Origin of the sequence: Streptomyces sp. NPDC127092 (assembly GCF_042722475.1) — a bacterium.
Taxonomy (GTDB): domain Bacteria; phylum Actinomycetota; class Actinomycetes; order Streptomycetales; family Streptomycetaceae; genus Streptomyces.
This window is the reverse complement of record NZ_JBHXFE010000008.1, coordinates 108,661-127,410: the sequence shown is the minus strand read 5'-3', so window position 1 is coordinate 127,410 and position 18,750 is coordinate 108,661. Positions and strand designations below refer to the sequence as shown.

Genomic DNA, 18,750 nt, shown 5'->3' with positions numbered 1-18,750 from the left:
GAGGGCCCCTCGGGGCGCGATCTCGTTGACGGTGATCCGTCACGCGGGCCAACTAGTGCCCATGTCGCACCCCTACCCTCCCTCCGCCGCGCGGCGGCTGCGCACGGCCTGTGCGCTGGCCGCCGCCACCTCCGCCGTGCTCGCCCTGGCCGGCCCGGCCCGCGCCGGCGCCCCCGGCCCCGACCCCGCGACGCGAGCGGCCGCCGAAGCCGTCATCGGCTCCGACCGGCTCTCCGTCGCCGTCGCCGAGGACTTCCCCCGCGTCCTGTCGTACACCGACCGCGCCACCGGCGCCCGGCTCCTCGGCTCCACCGCCCCCGTCACCCAGGTCGTCCTCAACGGCACCGGCCACGCCGTCCGGACCGCGGCCGCCCCCGTCGTGACCGCCGACTCCGCCGCCTACACCCTCGTCTTCCCCGACCTGCCCGGGGTCGAGATCGACGCCCGCCTGAGCGTCAGCGGCCGGGCCACCATCTTCCGGGTGACCGCCGTCCGCGACACCGAGGCCTTCCGCGTCGGCACCATCGACATCCCCGGCCACGACCTGGTCTCCGTCGGCTCCGCCGAACCCGGCGCGGCCACCGCCTTCACCCGGCTCGACCCCGACTCCACCCGGACCGCCGACGTCTTCGCCCGGGTCACCGACGCCACCCCGGCCGACACCGCCGCCGTCGGCGCCAGCTACGCGATCGTCAACACCGGGCAGCTCGCCGCCGCCGTCGAGTCCAACTCCTCCTACGACAAGCCGTCCGGACCGAGCGCCCGCGACGGCGCGCGCTTCTGGCACCAGGCCCGCAAGGGCGGTGACGGGACCCGCGTCGGCGTCTGGTCCGGCCAGTGGACCTACCGCGGCGCCGGCGCGCCCGCCCCCGAGAGCGGCGACGACCTGCCCTGGGCCAAGGTCGTCGTCACGCCGGACGCCAACGCCGACGGCACCGTCGACTGGCAGGACGGCGCCGTCGCCTTCCGCACCATCGGCGTCAAGGCGCCCGGCAGCGAGCAGACCCCGGACCGGGTGATCGCCCACATCCCGTTCAACTTCGCCTCCAACGCCACCCACCCCTTCCTGCGCACCCTCGACGACGTCAAGCGGATCTCGCTCGCCACCGACGGACTCGGCCAGTTCGCGTTGCTCAAGGGGTACGGCTCCGAGGGCCACGACTCCGCCCACCCCGACTACGGCGGCAACTACAACAAGCGCGCCGGCGGCCTCGCCGACCTCAACACCCTGCTGCGCGAGGGAAGGAAGTGGGGCGCCGGCTTCGGCGTCCACGTCAACGCCACCGAGTCGTACCCCGAGGCGAAGAACTTCAGCGAGACACTGGTCGACAAGTCCAGGCCCGGCTGGAACTGGCTCAACCAGAGCTACTACATCGACCAGCGCCGCGACGTGAACAGCGGCGACCTCGCCCGCCGCTTCCAGCAGCTGCGCGACGAGACCGACCCCAACCTGTCGATGCTCTACATCGACGTCTACTACACGCACGGCTGGATCGCCGACAAGACGACGCGGGCCGTCCAGGCCCAGGGCTGGAACGTCGCCACCGAGTGGTCGGAGAAGTTCGAGCGCGCCTCCCTCTGGTCGCACTGGGCCAACGACCTCGACTACGGCGGCGCCACCAACAAGGGCCTCAACTCGCGGATCATCCGCTTCATCCGCAACGACGAGAAGGACGTCTGGAACGACCACCCGGTCCTCGGCCAGACCGCCCTCGTCGACTTCGAGGGCTGGACCGGCGAGACCGACCACACCGCGTTCACCGCCAACATCTGGCAGCGCAACCTGCCCGCCAAGTACCTCCAGCAGCAGAAGATCACCCGCTGGGACGGCGACGACATCACCTTCACCGGCGGTGTCCGCGGCACGCTCGAGAACGGCCGCCGCACCTTCTACGAGAACGGCCGCAAGGTCCTCGACGGCGACACCTACCTGCTGCCCTGGGCGGGCGCGGGCGGCGCGGACAAGCTGTACCACTACAACAAGACCGGCGGCCGGACCAGCTGGGAGGTGCGCGGCACCGGCTCGTACACCGTCTACGAGCTCACCGACAACGGCCGGGTGAAGACCGGCACCGTGCGGCCCGCCGGCGGCCGGATCACCCTCGACGCCGTCGCCGGACGGCCCTACGTCCTCTACCCGGACCGGGCACCCGAGCCGCCGAACCCGCACTGGGGCCAGGGCACCCCGGTCAAGGACCCCGGCTTCAACGACGCCGGCCTGAACTCCTGGACCAGGAGCGGCACCGTCACCCGCCACACCGACGACCAGGGCCGCAACAGCGCGAAGCTCTCGGGGTCCGCCACCGCCGCCGTCACCCAGCGGATCACCGGACTGAAGCCCGGCGCGCGCTACACCGCCTCCGCCCTCATCGAGGTCGAGCCCGGCCGGACCCGGCCCACCACCCTCCTCGCCGGCGGCCGTTCCGTCACCGTCGAGCGCTCCGCCCTCCGGGACCGGGTCGCCGCGTCCGACTGGAACGACACCTTCTTCCAGCGCGCCAAGGTCACCTTCACCGCCCCGGCCGGCGGCAGCACCCCGCTGACCGTCCGGGCCGCCGAGGGCTCCTCCGCCACCGTCCGGATCGACGACGTCCGGATCGTCGCCAACGACCCGGCGAGCAGGGCCGGAGCGCTGGTGTACGAGGACTTCGAGGCCGTCGACCAGGGCTGGGGCCCCTTCCTCAAGGGCGACGCGGGCGGCACCACCGACCCGCGCACCCACATCGCCCAGCTCCACGCCCCCTACACGCAGGCCGGCTGGAACGGCAAGGCGATCGACGACGTCCTCGACGGCGCCGAGTCCCTCAAGTCCCACGACGAGAACAGCGGCCTGGTCTACCGCACCGCGCCCTGGACCGTCCCCATGAAGGACGGCCACCGCTACCGGGTCGACTTCGCCTACCAGTCCAGCCACGCCGGCGCCTACGAGTGGGTCACCGGCTACGACCGCACCCACGGGAACGGCGCCCCCGTCGAGACCCGCCGCACCCCGATCGGACAGCAGCGGACCACCGGGCAGTTCACCGAGACGGTCACCGCGGGCTGCGGCGACACCTGGACCGGGCTGCGCAAGCGCGCCGACGCCCCCGACGGCGCCGACTTCGTGCTCGACCGCTTCACCGTCACCGACCTCGGCCCGGCCACCGAGCGCGCAGCCTGCGGCACCCTCGCCGTGACCGCGCCGGAGACCCTGGAGCCCGGCCGGGCCAACACCGTGACCGCCACCTTCGGCAACGACGAGACCGCCCAGGTCACCGGCGCGCGGGCCGCGCTCGCGCTGCCCGAGGGCTGGACCGCCGAGCCGGCCGGACCCGTCGGCCTCGACGCGGTCGCCCCCGGCGGCACCGCCACCGCCACCTGGCGGGTCACCCCGCCCGTGGACGCCGCCTACCGGCCGTACGAGCTGGGCGCCACCGTGACGTACGCCGTCGGCGGCGAGCCCCGTCAGCTCACCGCGGCGACCACCGTGCGCACCCTGCCCCCGCCGCCCACCGCCGACGCCTGGGCGAGCGACCTCGACTGGACCTCGGCGTCCAACGGCTGGGGCCCCGTGGAGAAGGACGGCTCCAACGGCGAGACGGGCACCGGGGACGGCGGCCCGCTGCGGATCGGGGGAGTGACCTACGCCAAGGGCCTCGGCACCCACGCGCCCGCGAAGATCCGCTACTACCTGGGCGGGCGCTGCACCTCCTTCACCGCCGAGGTCGGCGTGGACGACGTCCAGACCACCCGGGGCAGCGTCCGGTTCGGCGTCCTCGCCGACGGCACGGAGAAGGTGACGAGCCCGGTCCTCCGGGCCGCCGACGGCGCCTGGTCGCTCACCGCCGACGTCACCGGCGCCTCGTACGTCGAGCTCGTCGTGGGCGACGGCGGCGACGGGAACGGCAACGACCACGCGGACTGGGGCGACGCCCGCTTCCACTGCGGCACGCCGTCCTAGCGGGTCCCCCCTACCGCTGCGGCATGCTCGTGTAGAAAACCTACAATCAGCTGGGGTGTCTGGCTGTCGACTCGAGCTGGTGGGGCAGATGGTTCTGTCATGCCCCACCAGGATTCGACACGCGAGACTGTACGGAGTCGACGGCGGGGTTTTCTTGTGTGAGTTCGTAGGGTCGGTACATGACCGTTGTGGACCAGATCCCGAGCGAGCCCGCTGACGCCCGTGGCCGTGTGGCCGAGCTGCACGAGCTGCGCGAGCAGGCTCGGCGAGGCCCCAGTGACCGAGCGACCGAGGCCCAGCACGCCAAGGGCAAGCTGACCGCTCGCGAGCGCATCGAGCTGCTGCTCGACCCTGGTTCCTTCAGCGAGGTCGAGCAGCTGCGCCGGCACCGCGCGCAGGGCTTCGGCCTGGAGGCCAAGAAGCCGTACACCGACGGCGTCATCACCGGCTGGGGCACCGTCGAGGGCCGCACGGTCTTCGTCTACGCCCACGACTTCCGGATCTTCGGCGGCGCCCTGGGCGAGGCCCACGCCACCAAGATCCACAAGATCATGGACATGGCCATCGCGGCCGGTGCCCCGCTGGTCTCCCTGAACGACGGCGCCGGTGCCCGCATCCAGGAGGGCGTCTCCGCCCTCGCCGGCTACGGCGGCATCTTCCAGCGCAACACCAGGGCGTCCGGCGTCATCCCGCAGATCTCGGTGATGCTCGGCCCGTGCGCCGGCGGCGCGGCCTACAGCCCCGCGCTGACCGACTTCGTCTTCATGGTCCGCGAGACCTCGCAGATGTTCATCACCGGCCCGGACGTCGTCAAGGCGGTCACCGGCGAGGAGATCACCCAGAACGGCCTCGGCGGCGCCGACGTCCACGCCGAGACCTCCGGCGTCGCGCACTTCGCGTACGACGACGAGGAGACCTGCATCGCCGAGGTCCGCTACCTCCTGTCGATGCTCCCGCAGAACAACCGCGAGAACCCGCCGACCGTCTCCTCCGAGGACCCGGCCGACCGCCGCTCGGACGTGCTGCTCGACCTCGTGCCCGCCGACGGCAACCGCCCGTACGACATGCACAAGGTCATCGAGGAGCTCGTCGACGACGGCGACTACCTGGAGATCCACGAGCGCTGGGCCCGCAACATCATCTGCGCCCTCGCCCGCCTGGACGGCCAGGTCGTCGGCATCGTCGCCAACCAGCCGCAGACGCTGGCCGGCGTGCTCGACATCGAGGCCTCCGAGAAGGCCGCGCGCTTCGTCCAGATGTGCGACGCCTTCAACATCCCGATCATCACCCTTCTGGACGTACCCGGCTTCCTGCCGGGCGTCGACCAGGAGCACGGTGGAATCATCCGCCACGGCGCGAAGCTGCTGTACGCGTACTGCAACGCGACCGTGCCCCGGATCTCGCTGATCCTGCGCAAGGCGTACGGCGGCGCCTACATCGTCATGGACTCCCAGTCCATCGGAGCCGACCTGACCTACGCCTGGCCCACCAACGAAATCGCGGTGATGGGTGCCGAAGGCGCCGCCAACGTCATCTTCCGCAAGCAGATCGCGGACGCCGAGGACCCCGAGGCCATGCGCGCGCGCATGGTCAAGGAGTACAAGGCCGAGCTCATGCACCCGTACTACGCCGCGGAGCGCGGCCTGGTCGACGACGTCATCGACCCCGCCGAGACCCGCGAGGTGCTGATCAAGTCCCTCGCGATGCTCCGCACCAAGCACGCCGACCTGCCGTCCCGCAAGCACGGCAACCCGCCTCAGTAAGAGGAGCCCACCGAAGTGACCACGCCTGCCACAGCCAACCTTCTCCGCGTCGAGAAGGGCAACGCCGAGCCCGAGGAGCTGGCCGCGATCACCGCGGTCCTGCTCGCCCGCGCCGCCGCCCAGCCCAGCGAGCCCGCCCACCGCGGCCGTTCCACGGCCGGCTGGCGCCGCCTCGAGCGCGAGAACGGCTTCCGCGCGCCGCACAGCTGGCGCTGACGCCACGCACCGACGCCACCCACGGCACTGGTCGGCGGAGGGCCGGAACCCAACGGGAGGGGAGGTGACCCCACTCACCCCCCCCCCCCGTGCGTGTTGGGGGGGGGAGGAAAAACCCCCGTGTCTCCCCCCCCCCCCCCCGCGTCACGGGTCAGGAGACCAGCGCCCGTACCAGCGCGACGACGCCCCAGATCACCCCGACCACCGCGCCGAGCGCGACCGCGAGGAAGGCCACGCCCAGGGCGATGTCGGCCTTGGTGAGGGGCGGCGGCTTCTCCTGGGCGGCTGCCGCCTTGGAGGAACCGGCGGAGGCGGTCCCGGCCGGTTTCGCCGTCGAGGACGCCGTCGTCGTCTTGGACGTCGTCGTCTTCGGTTTCTTCGTCTTCGGCGTCGTCGTGTTCGACGTCGTGTTCGACGTCGTGCTCGCCGTCGGCTTGGCGGAGGACTTCGCGGACGCCTTGGGGGACGGCTTGGACGACGCACCGGACGCCGACGGCGGCGGGGACGCCGAGAACGCCGATGCCGATGAGGACGCGGACCGGGACGCCGACGCCGACGCCTGGCCCGACGAAGACGGCGAGCCCGAAGAAGACGACGAAGAGGCCGAGGCCGCCGATGCCGACGACGCCGACGAGGACGCCGAGGACGACGAGGACGCGGTGCGTGAGGGGCCGGCTCCCCGGCCGCCCCTTCCCGCCCCGGCCGGGCCCGGGACGAACGGGTCGTGGTGACCGTGCGCCGCGTGTGCGCACCACGGGCAGGACGTGAGGTGCCCGCCGTAGTGGTGGTCCGGCACCGCGCGGCACTCGACGACCGACTCCTTCGCGTCGTCGAGGGCCTGCAGCCACTCGGCCGACGAGGGCCGGCGGGCGGGCTCGCGCCAGCCCGGGCCGAAGGCCTGCCGGGCGAGCCGTACCACCTCGGGCGGCAGCATCCCGGGCGGCAGCTGCCGGCCCGGCACGCGCATCCGGTCCGGATGGACCAGGAAGGAGCTGCCCGCGAGGATGTTGTCCTTGCGGGTGGACTCGCCGGGGCCCTGCAGCGGAGTGCCGTCGTACGGGTGGTTCCCCGCGGTCAGCAGCTGGTAGACGAGGACCGCGAGCGCGAAGTCGTCCGAGTGCCGGGTGGGCGGCTCGCCCGAGTGCCGCTCGGGCCCCGCGCAGTCGTCCGTGAACACGTCGCTGCCGAAGAACTCGCCGGTCAGCGGGTCGGTGAAGGCGAAGGAGTCGCAGTCGAGCAGGGTGACGTAACCCCGCTGGTCGGCGACCGCGTTCGCGCTGGAGAGATCGCCCACCACGAAGCTCCGCTGGTGGAGCTGCGCCGTCATGTACGCGAGGTTCGACGCCACGCCCAGCAGGAACCGCCAGTGTGCCCGGCCCTCGTACCGGCGCAGCCGCTCGCGCTTCTGGAGCAGTCCGCTCAGCTGGACGTGCTCCGCCGGGTCCAGGAACGGCATGCCGTAGCCGACCGGCCGCCCGCCCGCCTCGATCAGCTGCACCGGCCAGACCAGCATGGGCGGCTGCCCGGGGGCGAGCCGCTCGCCGGCCAGCGGGTCGGCCCGCAGCATCGCGGTGAGCCGGCGCAACTGGGCCGCGTCGGGCGGCCGGTTGTAGATCTTGCCCGCCAGATCGGCCCGTTCCTCGAAGGCCCACACGCTGCCCTGGCCGCCGGTGCCGAGGGGCCGGGGTCTGCGGCTGATCCGGGTGCCGTCGCCGAGCGTCAGGTCGGCGTGGTCCGTGACGGGGTCGTCGCCGTCGTCGGACGGGCCGTCACGGGTGTCGTCAGTGGTCGTCATGTCGTATCGCCCACAGGAGAGTCTTGTCGTCCCCGGTCACTCGGGAGATCTGGTCGGAGGCGAGGAAGTCCTGGAGCCGGTGGTCCTCCTCGTCGTGGTCGTAGTCGGCCCTCCCGAGCCGGTCGAAGAGATGGCCGACGAACGCGTCGTGCGGCAGCGGATGCCCGCCGGGGGAGCGGCGCAGCAGGGCGTGGGTGAGCCCGTCCGTGGACAGCAGCACGCCGTCGATCCGGTCGTCGCGGACACAGTCCACCCGCAGCCGGCCGAGCGCCGTCGGCGAGCCGAGGAAGACCGTCTCGTTGGCGTACTCGCTGCCGGAGTGGGTCTGGGGCAGCAGGTGGTACGAGGCCGGGGCCGGGGAAGCCCCGGAACCCGTCCCTTCCGCCGGGGCGGCGGTCTCCGCCCGTACGAGCACCAGACCGTCGCCGACCGACACCTGACCGAGCCAGCCCTCGGCGGCCACCACCACGGTCAGGGTCGTGGCATACGGGCCCGGAGGCCCCGCGCACCAGTTCAGGAACTCGGCGCGGACCTCGCGGAACGCCTCGGTCATCAACTCCTTGCGCTCCCGCGGGTCGTCGCCGTGCCGCCACGGCGCGGCGACCGGAGCGAAGGCGTCGACCGCGAGCCGCACCGCCTCCCGCGCGCCCTCGCCCGAGAGCTCCGCGCTGCCCGCGCCGTCCGCCACCGCGAGCACCAGACCGCCGGGGGTCTCCCGGTGCAGCCACGCGTCCTGGCAGGGCTTGCTGTCCCGCAGGTGCCGGTAGCCGACCGCGCTGATCCCGTGCACCCGCCAGCGGCGGGCCGGCCGGCCCCGCGGCCTCACGCGGGGACCTGCCCGCCGCCGCGCCGGCGCTTGAGCCGGGCGAAGATCTCCTGGAACTCGGCCTCGTCGGCGCCGCCCTGGGTGGCGCGGGCGCTGTGCGACATCGCGGTGAGCAGCTCGGCGAACGGGAAGCCGTCCAGCCAGGCGTGATAGTGCGGCGCCAGCTCCTTGAGCACCTCCTCGGCCCCGGAGTGCCGCTCGCCGACGCCGACCGCGAAGAGCCGGAAGCGGCGCTCCTCCTCGGCCTTGCGCAGCTCCGGCAGCAGGTCGCGGTACGCGTGCGAGAACCGGCCCTGCTCGTCGCTCGGCGCGCCGTCCGTGACCACGCAGATCTGCGGGCGGTAGTACGTGAGGCCCTCCTCGCGCAGCCCCGCCTTGTAGTCGGCGACGACCTCCATGGCGAGCCGCAGCGCCCGGTCCATGAGCGTCACCCCATGGGCGCGCAGCTGCGGCGGCCGGAACTCGTGCGCCGGTACGAACGGGCTGTGCGGCCAGCGCGGGGCGACCGCGCCGAGCGGCGTGGCGCCCTGCCACACGGTGATGCCCTCGACGCCGCCGAAGGTGATGAGCGCGACGTCGACGGCGGCGCTGAGCGCGGTGTCCTCGGCGAGGCTCTCCGCCCAGGAGGCGAGGGCCTCGTTGAGCGCGTGGATGGCGTTGCTCTGGCTGAGGGAGGAGGAGGTGTCCAGACAGAGCAGCAGCGGCAGCCGCTGTGCGCTGTCGAACTCGAAGCCCATGTACGGCACGGGGAGGGGGGCTTCGTCAGGACTTGCGGTCGTGTACACGGCTACTCCGTCGAGCGAAGGATGGGGACGTGGTGCTGGTGAAGGCGCGGTGCGGTCAGTGGAGCGGACCGGCGATGAGCAGCGGCGGGTCGGTGTCCGGCGTCACGGTGACCTTGACCGGCTCGCCGGGCCGGGGATAGGAGTCGGCGGGGCCCCGCCAGCGGGCCCGGTACAGGCCGCCGTCCCACTCGACGTACCCCTCGGGCCGCAGCCAGGTCACGGCGGTGACGACGGCGCGGTAGCCGGTGCCGAGGGGCATCGTGTCGGACTCGCGCGCGGCCGCGGCCGCGGGCTCGACCGCCGGTCCGGGGTCCGGCGCCGTCCTGGCCCCGGGCCCCGCGGCCTCCGGCCCCGCGGCCTCGGGCTCGGGTCCGGGCGGGGCCTGGGCCTGCGGCCGTGCCGGCGGCTCGGGCCGGGCCGGCGGCCGGGCGGCCCGCGGAAGGGCCCGGGGTTCGGGTATCGGCTCCGGCAGGGCACGGCGGCGCGGTGCGGGCTCCTCGCCGCGGACGTACCAGCCGTGCGGCAGCTCGGGCGGCCGTGACTGCTCCGCCTCCGTCTCCGGGTCCGGCTCCGGGGCGGACGAGGCCGACGGAGCGGCCGGAGGCCGCCCGGTCCCGCCGTCCTCCGGGCGCGGGCCCGGCGCGGTCCTGAACGGCAGCAGGGCGGAGGCGGCGTCGATGGCGCTGCCGAGCAGACTGCGCCCGGTGGACACGGCCCACAGGACGTCGTCCTGGAGCCGGGGCGGCCTCCCGGGCCGGGTCCGCGGCCGCGGAACCCTGCGCGCCTCGGGCCCGCGCCCGGACGCCTCCGACCCGTACTCCGGTCCGTGGGTCTCCGGTCCGTGAGACCCCGACCCGTGCGACTCCGGTCCGTGCGGCTCCGCTCCCTGCGTCTCCGGCACGTACGACCCGGCTCCGGCCGACCCGGCTCCCGCCGACCCGGCTCCGGACGGCTCGTGCCCGTACGACTCCGGCCGGTCCGGCCCGGGCCGCTCCGAGCGGCGTCGTCCCGGCCCGCGTTCGCCGGACCGGAGCTCCTCCGCCCGCCGTTCGTCCGCCCGCCGTTCGTCCGCCCGCCGTTCGTCCGCCTGCCGTTCCTCCGCCCGCCGTTCGTCCGGGCGGCGTTCCCCCGAGCGGCGCCGCTCGGACCCGAGCTCCTCGGCCCGGCGCTTCTCCCGGCGCCGTTCCTCCCGGCGCCGTTCCTCGTGCCGCCGCGCCTCCTCCCGCCGTTCCTCTTCCCGCCGTCCCCCGGGTTCCTCGTACTCTCGCGAACCGGGGAACCACGAGCCCGTGCTCGCCCACAGCGCGACGAGCAGGGTCACCAGGGGCAGCACCGTGAAGGTGAGGATCCAGGCCGGCGAGTCCACGGGATCACTCCGGTCCGGCGAGGTCATCGGTGCTCCGCAGCACGAATCCGAGGTCGTGGCACTCCCGCAGCAGCCGGACCGAGCGGTCGAGCAGCGCGTCGAGGGTCGTGGCGAAGCCGGTGGCGGTCAGATGGCAGACCAGCGGCAGGGTGAGGACGGCGGACAGCAGCGGCTCGTCGCTCCGGGCGTCCCCGAGCACCGCCGTCGGGGTCACCTCGCGCGCGTTCCACGCGGTGGCGGCCGCCGCGGTCGGCGCGAGCCGGTCCGCCGGGACGAGCGTCCCGTCGGTCACGGCGACCACGAGCGAGCCGGCGGCCCGGCTGACGTCCACGGTGAGCCGGGGCCCGGACGGGCCGCCGGCCTTGGTCTCCAGGTACAGCGCGCCGTCCTCGGTGTGGACGGGCTCGCCGCGCCGGCGCGCCCACTCCCACATCAACGACTCCCAGCCGTCGAGGAGTTCGACCACGGGCTCATCGGGCATGCTGCAGAACCGCCTTCCGGATCAGCGGACGGGTGAGCCCCGACGCGAGCAGCCGGGCGGCGACCGGGCGCAGGGCGCAGCCCTCGCCGGCGGCCGGCGGCTCGGGCACATGGCAGTGGTGCGGGGGATCGGCCACGGGGACGGTGGGCTGGCGGGGCGGCCGGGCGGGCGGCCGTCCGGCGGCGGGCGGCGGCTTCAGGAGGGCGCCGAGATCCGCCATCAGGCTTTCGGGCAGCGGCCGTTCGGCCGGTGCGGGGGACAGACAGGCGCGGATGACGGAGGCGAGCGCGGGCGGCACGCCGGTGAGCCGCGGCGGCACGCCCTGGTAGATCCGCAGGGTGGCGGGCAGCCCGTGGCCGAAGGGCAGCAGTCCGGTCGCGGCGAACGCCAGCACCACCCCGAGGGCGAACACGTCGACGGCGGGCGTCGGTTCGCCGCCGCGCAGGCTCTCCGCCGGGACGAAACCGTGGGTGCCGGGTGGCGACTGGGGGTCCGTCAGGCCCTTGGTGGCGCTGTCGGAGCGGACGATGCCGAAGTCGATGATCCTGGGCTCGCCGTCCTCCAGGATGATGTTGCTCGGCTTGAGGTCCCGGTGGATGAGCCCGTGGGCGTGCACGCCGGCCAGTGCCTCGGCCAGCATCGCGCCGAGCTCGGCCACCCTCCGCTCGCCCAACGGGCCTCTCCTGCGGACGTGTTCGTCCAGGGTGGGTCCCTCCACGTAGCGGGAGGCGAGCCAGAAGGGCGGCGTGGCCGTCTGGGCGTCGTACAGCGGGAGCGTGTACGGGCTGCGCACGTCACGTAACGCCTCGACCTCGCGGTGGAACCGCACCCGCCCGGTGTGCGAGTGGGACAGCTCCGTGCTGATCACCTTGACGGCCAGCCGCAGTCCGGCGGGCGTGCGGCACAGGTAGACCTTGCCCATCCCGCCGTTGCCCAGCGTGCGTTCGACCGTGAAGCGCCCGATCCGGTGCGTACCGTCCAGCGAACCCATGTCTCCCCCCGAGGTCCCCGTACAACGTACTGGGACGCCGGAGGCGGCGGGGCCGGTTTCACGACGAAGGCCGCGTCCCCCTTCCGGGGAGACGCGGCCTCCGGGCGTGCGGCGGCGGGACGACTACCGCAGGCGGGCCATCAGGGCGTGCTCGACGAGGGTGATGAGCGCGCTCTTCGCGTCCGCGCGGTGGCGGGCGTCGGTGGTGATGATCGGGGTGTCGGGGCCGATCTGCAGGGCCTCGCGGACCTCGTCCGGGGTGTACGGCTGGTGCCCGTCGAAGCCGTTGAGGGCGATGACGAAGGGGAGGCCCGAGTTCTCGAAGTAGTCGACCGCGGGGAAGCAGTCGGCGAGGCGCCGGGTGTCCACGAGCACGACGGCGCCGATGGCGCCGCGGACCAGGTCGTCCCACATGAACCAGAAGCGGTCCTGACCGGGCGTACCGAACAGGTACAGGATCAGGTCCTGGTCCAGGGTGATGCGGCCGAAGTCCATGGCGACAGTCGTCGTCGTCTTGTCGCCCGTGTGGGTGAGGTCGTCGATGCCCGCGGAAGCGGACGTCATCACGGCCTCGGTTCGCAGCGGGTTGATCTCCGAGACCGCGCCGACGAACGTGGTCTTGCCCACGCCGAAGCCACCCGCCACCACGATCTTCGCGCTGGTGGTTGAACGGGCCGCGCCGCCGCTAGAGCTTGCGAAGTCCACTGAGCACCCTTTCGAGCAGTGTCACGTCTGGCTGACCGCCGGCGGCCTCGTCGCCGCCGGGCTGGTGGATGGCGACGAGTCCGGCCTCGGCCAGGTCGGCGACGAGAATCCGGGCAACGCCGAGGGGGATGGAGAGAAGGGCCGAGATCTCCGCGACCGACTTGATCTCGAAGCACAGCCGGCAGATCCGCTGGTGCTCGGGCAACTGGCCCTGCAGCCGCGCCGGATCGGCGGTCGTGCTGACCAGCGCCTCGATGGCGAGCTGGTAGCGCGGCCGGGTCCGGCCGCCGGTCATCGCGTACGGACGCACCAGCGGGTTGTTCCCGCCCGAGCCGCCCGCGCCGCCGGGACCGCCCCGGCGGGCGGCCGGAGCGGCGGGCGCGCCCGGCGCCCCGACGGGCGCGGGCTGGGACTGCGGCTGCTGGTAGGGCTGTGCCGTGCCCGGTCTGCTCGGCGTGGAGGGAAAGTTGTACCGGTTCTGCGCGGTGTCGCCGAGCGGCGCCTGATGCGCGTCAAAACCGTTGTAAGGGCTTGCGCCCGGGGGTGTACCCACGTCTCCTCCTCCGACTGCCTCGCGGCCCCATGTCCCTTGGAACCGCGCCACCGCACCCTACGGTGCGGTGACGAGAAACGCACTGTCTGTCTGTTAGTTGAGAAGACTTCCCTGAAGTTCCGCCCGGAGGTCGGGCGTCAGGACGCTTCCCGCGCGGTCGACGAGCAGTGCCATCTCGTAGCCCACGAGGCCGATGTCGGACTCCGGGTGGGCGAGCACGGCCAGCGAGGAGCCGTCCGAGATCGACATGATGAAGAGGAAGCCGCGCTCCATCTCCACGACCGTCTGGTTGACCGCGCCGCCCTCGAAGATCCGGGACGCGCCCGCGGTCAGCGAGGTCAGCCCGGACGCGACCGCCGCAAGCTGGTCGGCGCGGTCCCGGGGGAATCCCTCGGACATCGCCAGCAGGAGGCCGTCGGCGGAGACCACCACCGTGTGGGACACCCCGGGGGTGTTGTCCACGAAGTTGGTGATCAACCAGTTCAGATTCTGCGCCGCCTGGCTCATCGCGCTCACACTAACGCTCCTGGTTGTAGGTGTTGCCCGGGCCGAGGCCCGATCCGTTCGTGTCCGTTCCCACGCTGCGTCCCTGCTGGACACCGCGGCGCAGGTTGCTCAGCCTGCCCCGGACGTCCTCGGGTGCGCGGGAGACCTGGGGGCCGCCCTGCGGGGTCTGCTCCGCGGAGCCCTCGACCAGGTTGGCCTTGGGAACCCGTCGCGGAAGGCCGGAGGGGGTCACCCCGCCCGCCTTCGGGTCGCGGAGCTTCTCGGCCCGGGTCCAGCGCTCGTCGTTGGCGGAGCGCCATTCCCCGGAGCCGTCGGCTTCCGTGCCGGCCGGCCCAGCGGTCTGGGCCGGCGGCGCGGGCTGCGCCGCCTGCGGGCTCTGCGGCGCCTGCGGGGCGACGCTGCCGCGGCGGGGCAGACCGGCGTCGGTCAGCGCGTGGCCGGCGTCCGGGCTGGTACCCGGCGTGGCACCCGGACGGTCGAAGCCTACGCGGTCGCGGTCCTGTTCGGGAGCGGCCGGAGCAGATTCCGGTTCCGTTCCGAACGCCTGCCCGAAGCCCTCGCCGTAGCCGGTCTGCTGCTGCCACTCACCCTGGTGGGTCTGGGGTTCGTAGCCGTTGTCGTATGCCTGGTGGCCGTTCACGCCGCCGTCGTACGAGGCTTCCGCATACGCCTGGTCCCGGTAGGGGGCGGCGGGCTGCCCGTAGCCGTCGTAGCCCTGCTCGGCGTAGCCGTAGGCGTCCTGGCCGTGACCCTGCTGCGGGTCCTGCTGACCCTGCTGGGCGTAGTCCTGCGCGTAGTCCTGCTGGTACTCCTGCGCGTACTCGCCGGTGTACTCCGGTGCGTAGCCCTGCTCGCTCCCCTGGGGGGCGTACGTCTGCTGCGCGGGCTCGGCGGGCTCGCCCGCGGCGTCCTGGTACGGCGCGTGGTCGGGGCCCTGGTGGTGCACCTGGGCCTCCAGCGCCGCCCGGCGCTCCTCGCGCATCAGGGAGCGGTTCACCGGGTCGAGCTGGCGGTCGTCGCCCTGCTGCTCGTAGCGCGAGTCGTCGAAGCCGAGCTCGGCGGCGGTGCGCATCGGCTGCGCCTGCGGCTCGAAGGCGGAGAGCGACTGCTGCGGGATCATCTGCGAGACGGTGAAGTCGTCCTGCAGCGGCGCCTCGCCACCGCCACCGTGCGTGATCGCGTCCGGCAGCATGACCAGCGACGTGGTGCCGGCCTGCTCGCCCGACGGGCGCAGCTGGACGCGGACGCCGTGCCGGTCGGCCAGCCGGCCGACCACGAACAGGCCCATGCGCTGCGAGACGGCGGCGTCCACGGTCGGCGGGTTGGCCAGCTTGTGGTTGATGTCCGCGAAGTCCTCGGCGGTCAGGCCGATGCCCTTGTCGTGGATCTCGACCATGACGCGGCCGTCGGGGAGACGGGTCGCGGTGACGCGGACCTTGGTCTGCGGGGAGGAGAACGTGGTGGCGTTCTCCAGGAGCTCGGCGAGCAGGTGCACGAGGTCGGTCACGGCCTGGCCGTGGATGTCGGCCTCCGGCACGCCCTCGATGTCGATGCGCTCGTACTGCTCCACCTCGGAGGCGGCGGCGCGCATGACGTCGACCAGCGGGACCGGCTGGTCCCAGCGGCGGCCGGGCTCCTGGCCGGCGAGGACCAGGAGGTTTTCGCCGTTGCGGCGCATACGGGTGGCCAGGTGGTCCAGGCGGAAGAGGTTCTCCAGCTGGTCCGGGTCGGCCTCGTTGTTCTCCAGGTCGGTGATGAGGGTCAGCTGGCCCTCGATGAGCGACTGGTTGCGCTGCGAGAGGTTGGTGAAGATCGCGTTGATGTTGCCGCGGAGCAGGGCCTGCTCGGCGGCGAGCCGGACGGCCTCGCGGTGCACCTGGTCGAAGGCGCGGGCGACCTCGCCGATCTCGTCCGTGGAGTCGATCGGGATGGGCTGCACGCGGGTGTCGACCCGGCCGGGCTCGGTCCGGGAGAGCTGGTCGACCAGCATCGGCAGACGCTGCTCGGCGATGCCGAAGGCGGCGGTGCGCAGCTCGCGCATCGAGCGGCTCATCTGGCGGGCCATCAGACCGGCCAGGATGAAGGCGGCGAGCAGGGCGATGACGGTGATGCCACCGGTGACGTAGGCGTCCGTCTGGGCGTCCGAGGAGATCTCGGCGGCCTCGGTGGTGGCCTTGTCGACGAGCTCCTTCTCGACCTCGGTGTAGCCGTCGAACTTGGCGGTGGCGACGGCCATCCAGGTGTCGGCGGTGATGCCCTGCTTCTTCAGGTCCCCGATGGCGTCGGCGTCCTTGGCGGAGCCGATGGCCTGGGCGACGCCGGCGTAGACGGAGGTGTCCTTGCCGCTGCCCTTGGGCAGCTCGATGCCCAGCGCCGCCATCTTCTTGGAGCCTTCGGCGGCCTTGCCGGCCATGACCTGCTTGAGCCGCTCGACGTCGGCCTCGGTGCCGCCGGACTGGTACTCGCCGAGGGCGATCTGCTCCAGGTAGTTGTACGAGTTGAAGGCGACCGACTGCTGGGCGAAGACCTCGTCCTTCTGGCTGGGCCGGACGAGGAGCTGGGTGCCGATGGAGCGCTGGAGGGACTCGGCGGCCTTCGCCAGCTGGATCGCGTAGACGGTGCGGCCGTAGCTGGTGATGTTGCCGGTGCCCAGACCGAGCTCGTTGGAGAACTCCATCAGGTAGTGCTGGCACTCGGTGTAGCCGAGCTGGGTGTTCACCGGGTCGAGCGAGCGGGTGTAGGCGACCTTGCGCAGCTCCTGGAGGCGCGGCTCGGCGTCCCGGAAGAGCCGGAGACGGCGCTCGAGGCCCTGGCCGCTCGGCATGTTCTTGACGGCCTCGTCGAACTTGACCTTGGCGGCGTCGGTGGCGGCGTAGGCCTGGGTGACCTCGTCGCTCTGGCGGTCCTGGGCGGTCTTGGCCTTGAGCAGCGGTGCGGCGGTGAGGTCACGCTCGTTGAGCAGCGCCTGGCCGTAGTCCGAGGCGGCGCGCACGATGAGCGCCGTCTTCTCGGCGTCCTGCGCCTCCTGCCAGGTGTCGATGGCCCCCTTCACCTGGAAGCCGCCCATGACGAGGCCGACGAGCACGGGTATGAGGAGGATCGCGTTCAGCCTGGTGGGCACGCGCCAGTTGCGCGGGGACAGCTTGCTGGTGCTGCCCTTGCGGCTCGGAGCCGGCGGCGCCACGGGCTCGTCCACGGGCGACATCGGCCCGCGGGACGGCGGCGTGAAGTTGCCCCGCGTCTGCTGCTCCGCGGAGCTTTCCTTGCTTCGCCTCACTCGACCAACAACCTCTCGGCGCCGGCACCTACGTTGTGCCGGGTTTTTCGTTCAGGGCCGTACTACTCGGGAGTTCATGAATTCCAGCACGTGAAGGGGGTCCCCTCCAAACAGTGCGAAGCAGCCGGTTTTTACGCCCTACGGCAGAGATAAAACGGGCATAAAGAGCGAGCCCCGCCAAAAGGCGGAGCTCATGTGAGCGCAGCGGCACCAAGTGGATGCGTCGGGTGTCCGAGGCGTCCCAATTCTCTGTCGAAACGTTATGAACCGGTGGAACCGTTGGGGGCGGTCGTGTCGAACGACACAGACCGCCCCCAAAATCTCTACGACAACTGACGTATATCGACTTCTACTTGAGGTGTACTACTTCAGCCGCGCCATGAGGGCGTGCTCGACGAGGGTGATGAGCGCGCTCTTCGCGTCCGCGCGGTGGCGGGCGTCGGTGGTGATGATCGGCGTGTCCGGACCGATCTGGAGCGCCTCGCGCACCTCGTCCGGGGCGTACGGCTGGTGCCCGTCGAAACCGTTCAGGGCGATGACGAAGGGGAGGCCCGAGTTCTCGAAGTAGTCCACGGCCGGGAAGCAGTCGGCGAGCCGACGGGTGTCCACGAGCACGACGGCGCCGATGGCGCCGCGGACCAGGTCGTCCCACATGAACCAGAAGCGGTCCTGACCGGGCGTACCGAACAGGTACAGGATCAGGTCCTGGTCCAGGGTGATGCGGCCGAAGTCCATCGCCACCGTGGTGGTCGTCTTCCCACCGGTGTGCGTCAGGTCGTCGATGCCCGCGGAAGCGGACGTCATCACGGCCTCGGTACGCAGCGGGTTGATCTCGGAGACGGCGCCGACGAACGTGGTCTTGCCCACGCCGAAGCCACCCGCCACCACGATCTTCGCGCTGGTGGTCGAGCGGCTCTGGGGAACGGAACCGCTAGAGCTTGCGAAGTCCACTGAGCACCCTTTCGAGCAGTGTCACGTCCGGCGTGCCGCCGGCCTCTCCGTTGCCCGGCTGGTGGATGGCCACCATGCCGGCCTCGGCCAGGTCGGCCACGAGGATGCGGGCCACACCGAGCGGCATCGACAGGAGCGCCGACACCTCGGCCACCGACTTCACCTCACGGCAGAGGTGGCAGATGCGCTGGTGCTCCGGAAGCAGCGTGGCCAGGTGCGCCGGGTCGGCCGTGGTGCTGACCAGCGCCTCGATGGCGAGCTGGTAGCGCGGCCTGGTCCGGCCGCCGGTCATCGCATACGGACGTACCAGCGGCTGGTCGCCCTCAGCTCCGTAGCCGTCGTCTATCGACGCGCCGTACGGATCGTGAGAGGCGGGGGGCGGGGTCATGAATCCTCCGGGCGTGACAGCAGAACCTTCTGCCGTCTGATGGGGCCGGTGGGGGGCCGGGTGGGGCGGCCGGACGGTGAACGGGTCCAGGGCGGTGCGGAGGGGCGCACCGCCCCGGGCATGTCGTTGACGGGTGGGGATACGAGGACGGACAGGGAGAGAGGGGACGGTCGGAAGGCTGCCGGACGGAAGCCCGGCCCGGACCG

At 72.6% G+C, this 18,750-nt stretch carries 15 protein-coding genes; 3 read left to right on the top strand and 12 right to left on the bottom strand.

Translation table 11 applies throughout. From position 1 onward, the window contains the following. The first annotated feature begins 61 nt into the window (after positions 1-61). The 3 genes from ACFWJO_RS09555 to ACFWJO_RS09545 all read left to right on the top strand — a co-directional run bounded on the left by ACFWJO_RS09555 (position 62) and on the right by ACFWJO_RS09545 (position 5,919). Positions 62-3,940: an endo-alpha-N-acetylgalactosaminidase family protein gene (locus ACFWJO_RS09555; RefSeq protein ID WP_386864160.1), complete on the top strand. Its 3,879-nt coding sequence runs from the start codon at positions 62-64 to the stop codon at positions 3,938-3,940. A 179-nt stretch (positions 3,941-4,119) separates the two neighbouring features. Continuing rightward, positions 4,120-5,703 (top strand): acyl-CoA carboxylase subunit beta, encoded by a 1,584-nt coding sequence (locus ACFWJO_RS09550; RefSeq protein WP_386864159.1) that lies wholly within the window; start codon positions 4,120-4,122, stop codon positions 5,701-5,703. A gap of 15 nt (positions 5,704-5,718) precedes the next feature. Next, a complete protein-coding gene (locus ACFWJO_RS09545; RefSeq protein ID WP_386864158.1) occupies positions 5,719-5,919 on the top strand; it encodes an acyl-CoA carboxylase subunit epsilon in 201 nt (66 codons plus the stop codon). A gap of 151 nt (positions 5,920-6,070) precedes the next feature. On the opposite strand, the gene ACFWJO_RS09540 is transcribed toward ACFWJO_RS09545, so the two are convergent. From ACFWJO_RS09540 to ACFWJO_RS09485, 12 genes are all read right to left on the bottom strand, one after another. Continuing rightward, on the bottom strand, positions 6,071-7,714 hold the full coding sequence (locus ACFWJO_RS09540) for a hypothetical protein (protein ID WP_386864157.1): 1,644 nt from the start codon (positions 7,712-7,714) through the stop codon (positions 6,071-6,073). Beyond that, positions 7,701-8,540, bottom strand: a complete 840-nt coding sequence (locus tag ACFWJO_RS09535) for a PP2C family serine/threonine-protein phosphatase (protein WP_386864156.1) — start codon at positions 8,538-8,540, stop codon at positions 7,701-7,703. The genes ACFWJO_RS09540 and ACFWJO_RS09535 overlap by 14 nt, the downstream gene beginning before the upstream one ends. Further along, complete coding sequence (locus ACFWJO_RS09530) at positions 8,537-9,325, bottom strand: hypothetical protein (protein ID WP_386864155.1); 789 nt, start codon at positions 9,323-9,325, stop codon at positions 8,537-8,539. Before ACFWJO_RS09530 ends, ACFWJO_RS09535 begins: the two co-directional genes overlap by 4 nt. A gap of 55 nt (positions 9,326-9,380) precedes the next feature. Further along, a complete protein-coding gene (locus ACFWJO_RS09525; RefSeq protein ID WP_386864154.1) occupies positions 9,381-10,718 on the bottom strand; it encodes a hypothetical protein in 1,338 nt (445 codons plus the stop codon). Beyond that, positions 10,696-11,172 (bottom strand): hypothetical protein, encoded by a 477-nt coding sequence (locus tag ACFWJO_RS09520; RefSeq protein ID WP_386864153.1) that lies wholly within the window; start codon positions 11,170-11,172, stop codon positions 10,696-10,698. The genes ACFWJO_RS09525 and ACFWJO_RS09520 overlap by 23 nt, the downstream gene beginning before the upstream one ends. After that, positions 11,162-12,163, bottom strand: coding sequence for a serine/threonine-protein kinase (locus ACFWJO_RS09515; RefSeq protein WP_386864152.1), 1,002 nt, complete (start codon positions 12,161-12,163; stop codon positions 11,162-11,164). Before ACFWJO_RS09515 ends, ACFWJO_RS09520 begins: the two co-directional genes overlap by 11 nt. Before the next feature lie 123 nt (positions 12,164-12,286). Continuing rightward, the gene (locus tag ACFWJO_RS09510; protein WP_069978110.1) at positions 12,287-12,868 is read right to left on the bottom strand and encodes an ATP/GTP-binding protein; all 582 of its coding nucleotides are present in this window, start codon (positions 12,866-12,868) and stop codon (positions 12,287-12,289) included. Then, complete coding sequence (locus ACFWJO_RS09505; protein ID WP_386864151.1) at positions 12,849-13,421, bottom strand: DUF742 domain-containing protein; 573 nt, start codon at positions 13,419-13,421, stop codon at positions 12,849-12,851. The genes ACFWJO_RS09510 and ACFWJO_RS09505 overlap by 20 nt, the downstream gene beginning before the upstream one ends. Before the next feature lie 93 nt (positions 13,422-13,514). Further along, positions 13,515-13,928, bottom strand: coding sequence for a roadblock/LC7 domain-containing protein (locus tag ACFWJO_RS09500; RefSeq protein WP_128978734.1), 414 nt, complete (start codon positions 13,926-13,928; stop codon positions 13,515-13,517). Between the two features lie 10 nt (positions 13,929-13,938). Then, positions 13,939-17,205, bottom strand: coding sequence for a nitrate- and nitrite sensing domain-containing protein (locus tag ACFWJO_RS09495; RefSeq protein WP_386864150.1), 3,267 nt, complete (start codon positions 17,203-17,205; stop codon positions 13,939-13,941). A gap of 363 nt (positions 17,206-17,568) precedes the next feature. Further along, the gene (locus ACFWJO_RS09490) at positions 17,569-18,156 is read right to left on the bottom strand and encodes an ATP/GTP-binding protein (protein WP_386864149.1); all 588 of its coding nucleotides are present in this window, start codon (positions 18,154-18,156) and stop codon (positions 17,569-17,571) included. Next, the gene (locus tag ACFWJO_RS09485) at positions 18,137-18,544 is read right to left on the bottom strand and encodes a DUF742 domain-containing protein (RefSeq protein WP_128978535.1); all 408 of its coding nucleotides are present in this window, start codon (positions 18,542-18,544) and stop codon (positions 18,137-18,139) included. Before ACFWJO_RS09485 ends, ACFWJO_RS09490 begins: the two co-directional genes overlap by 20 nt. Positions 18,545-18,750: the final 206 nt, after the last annotated feature.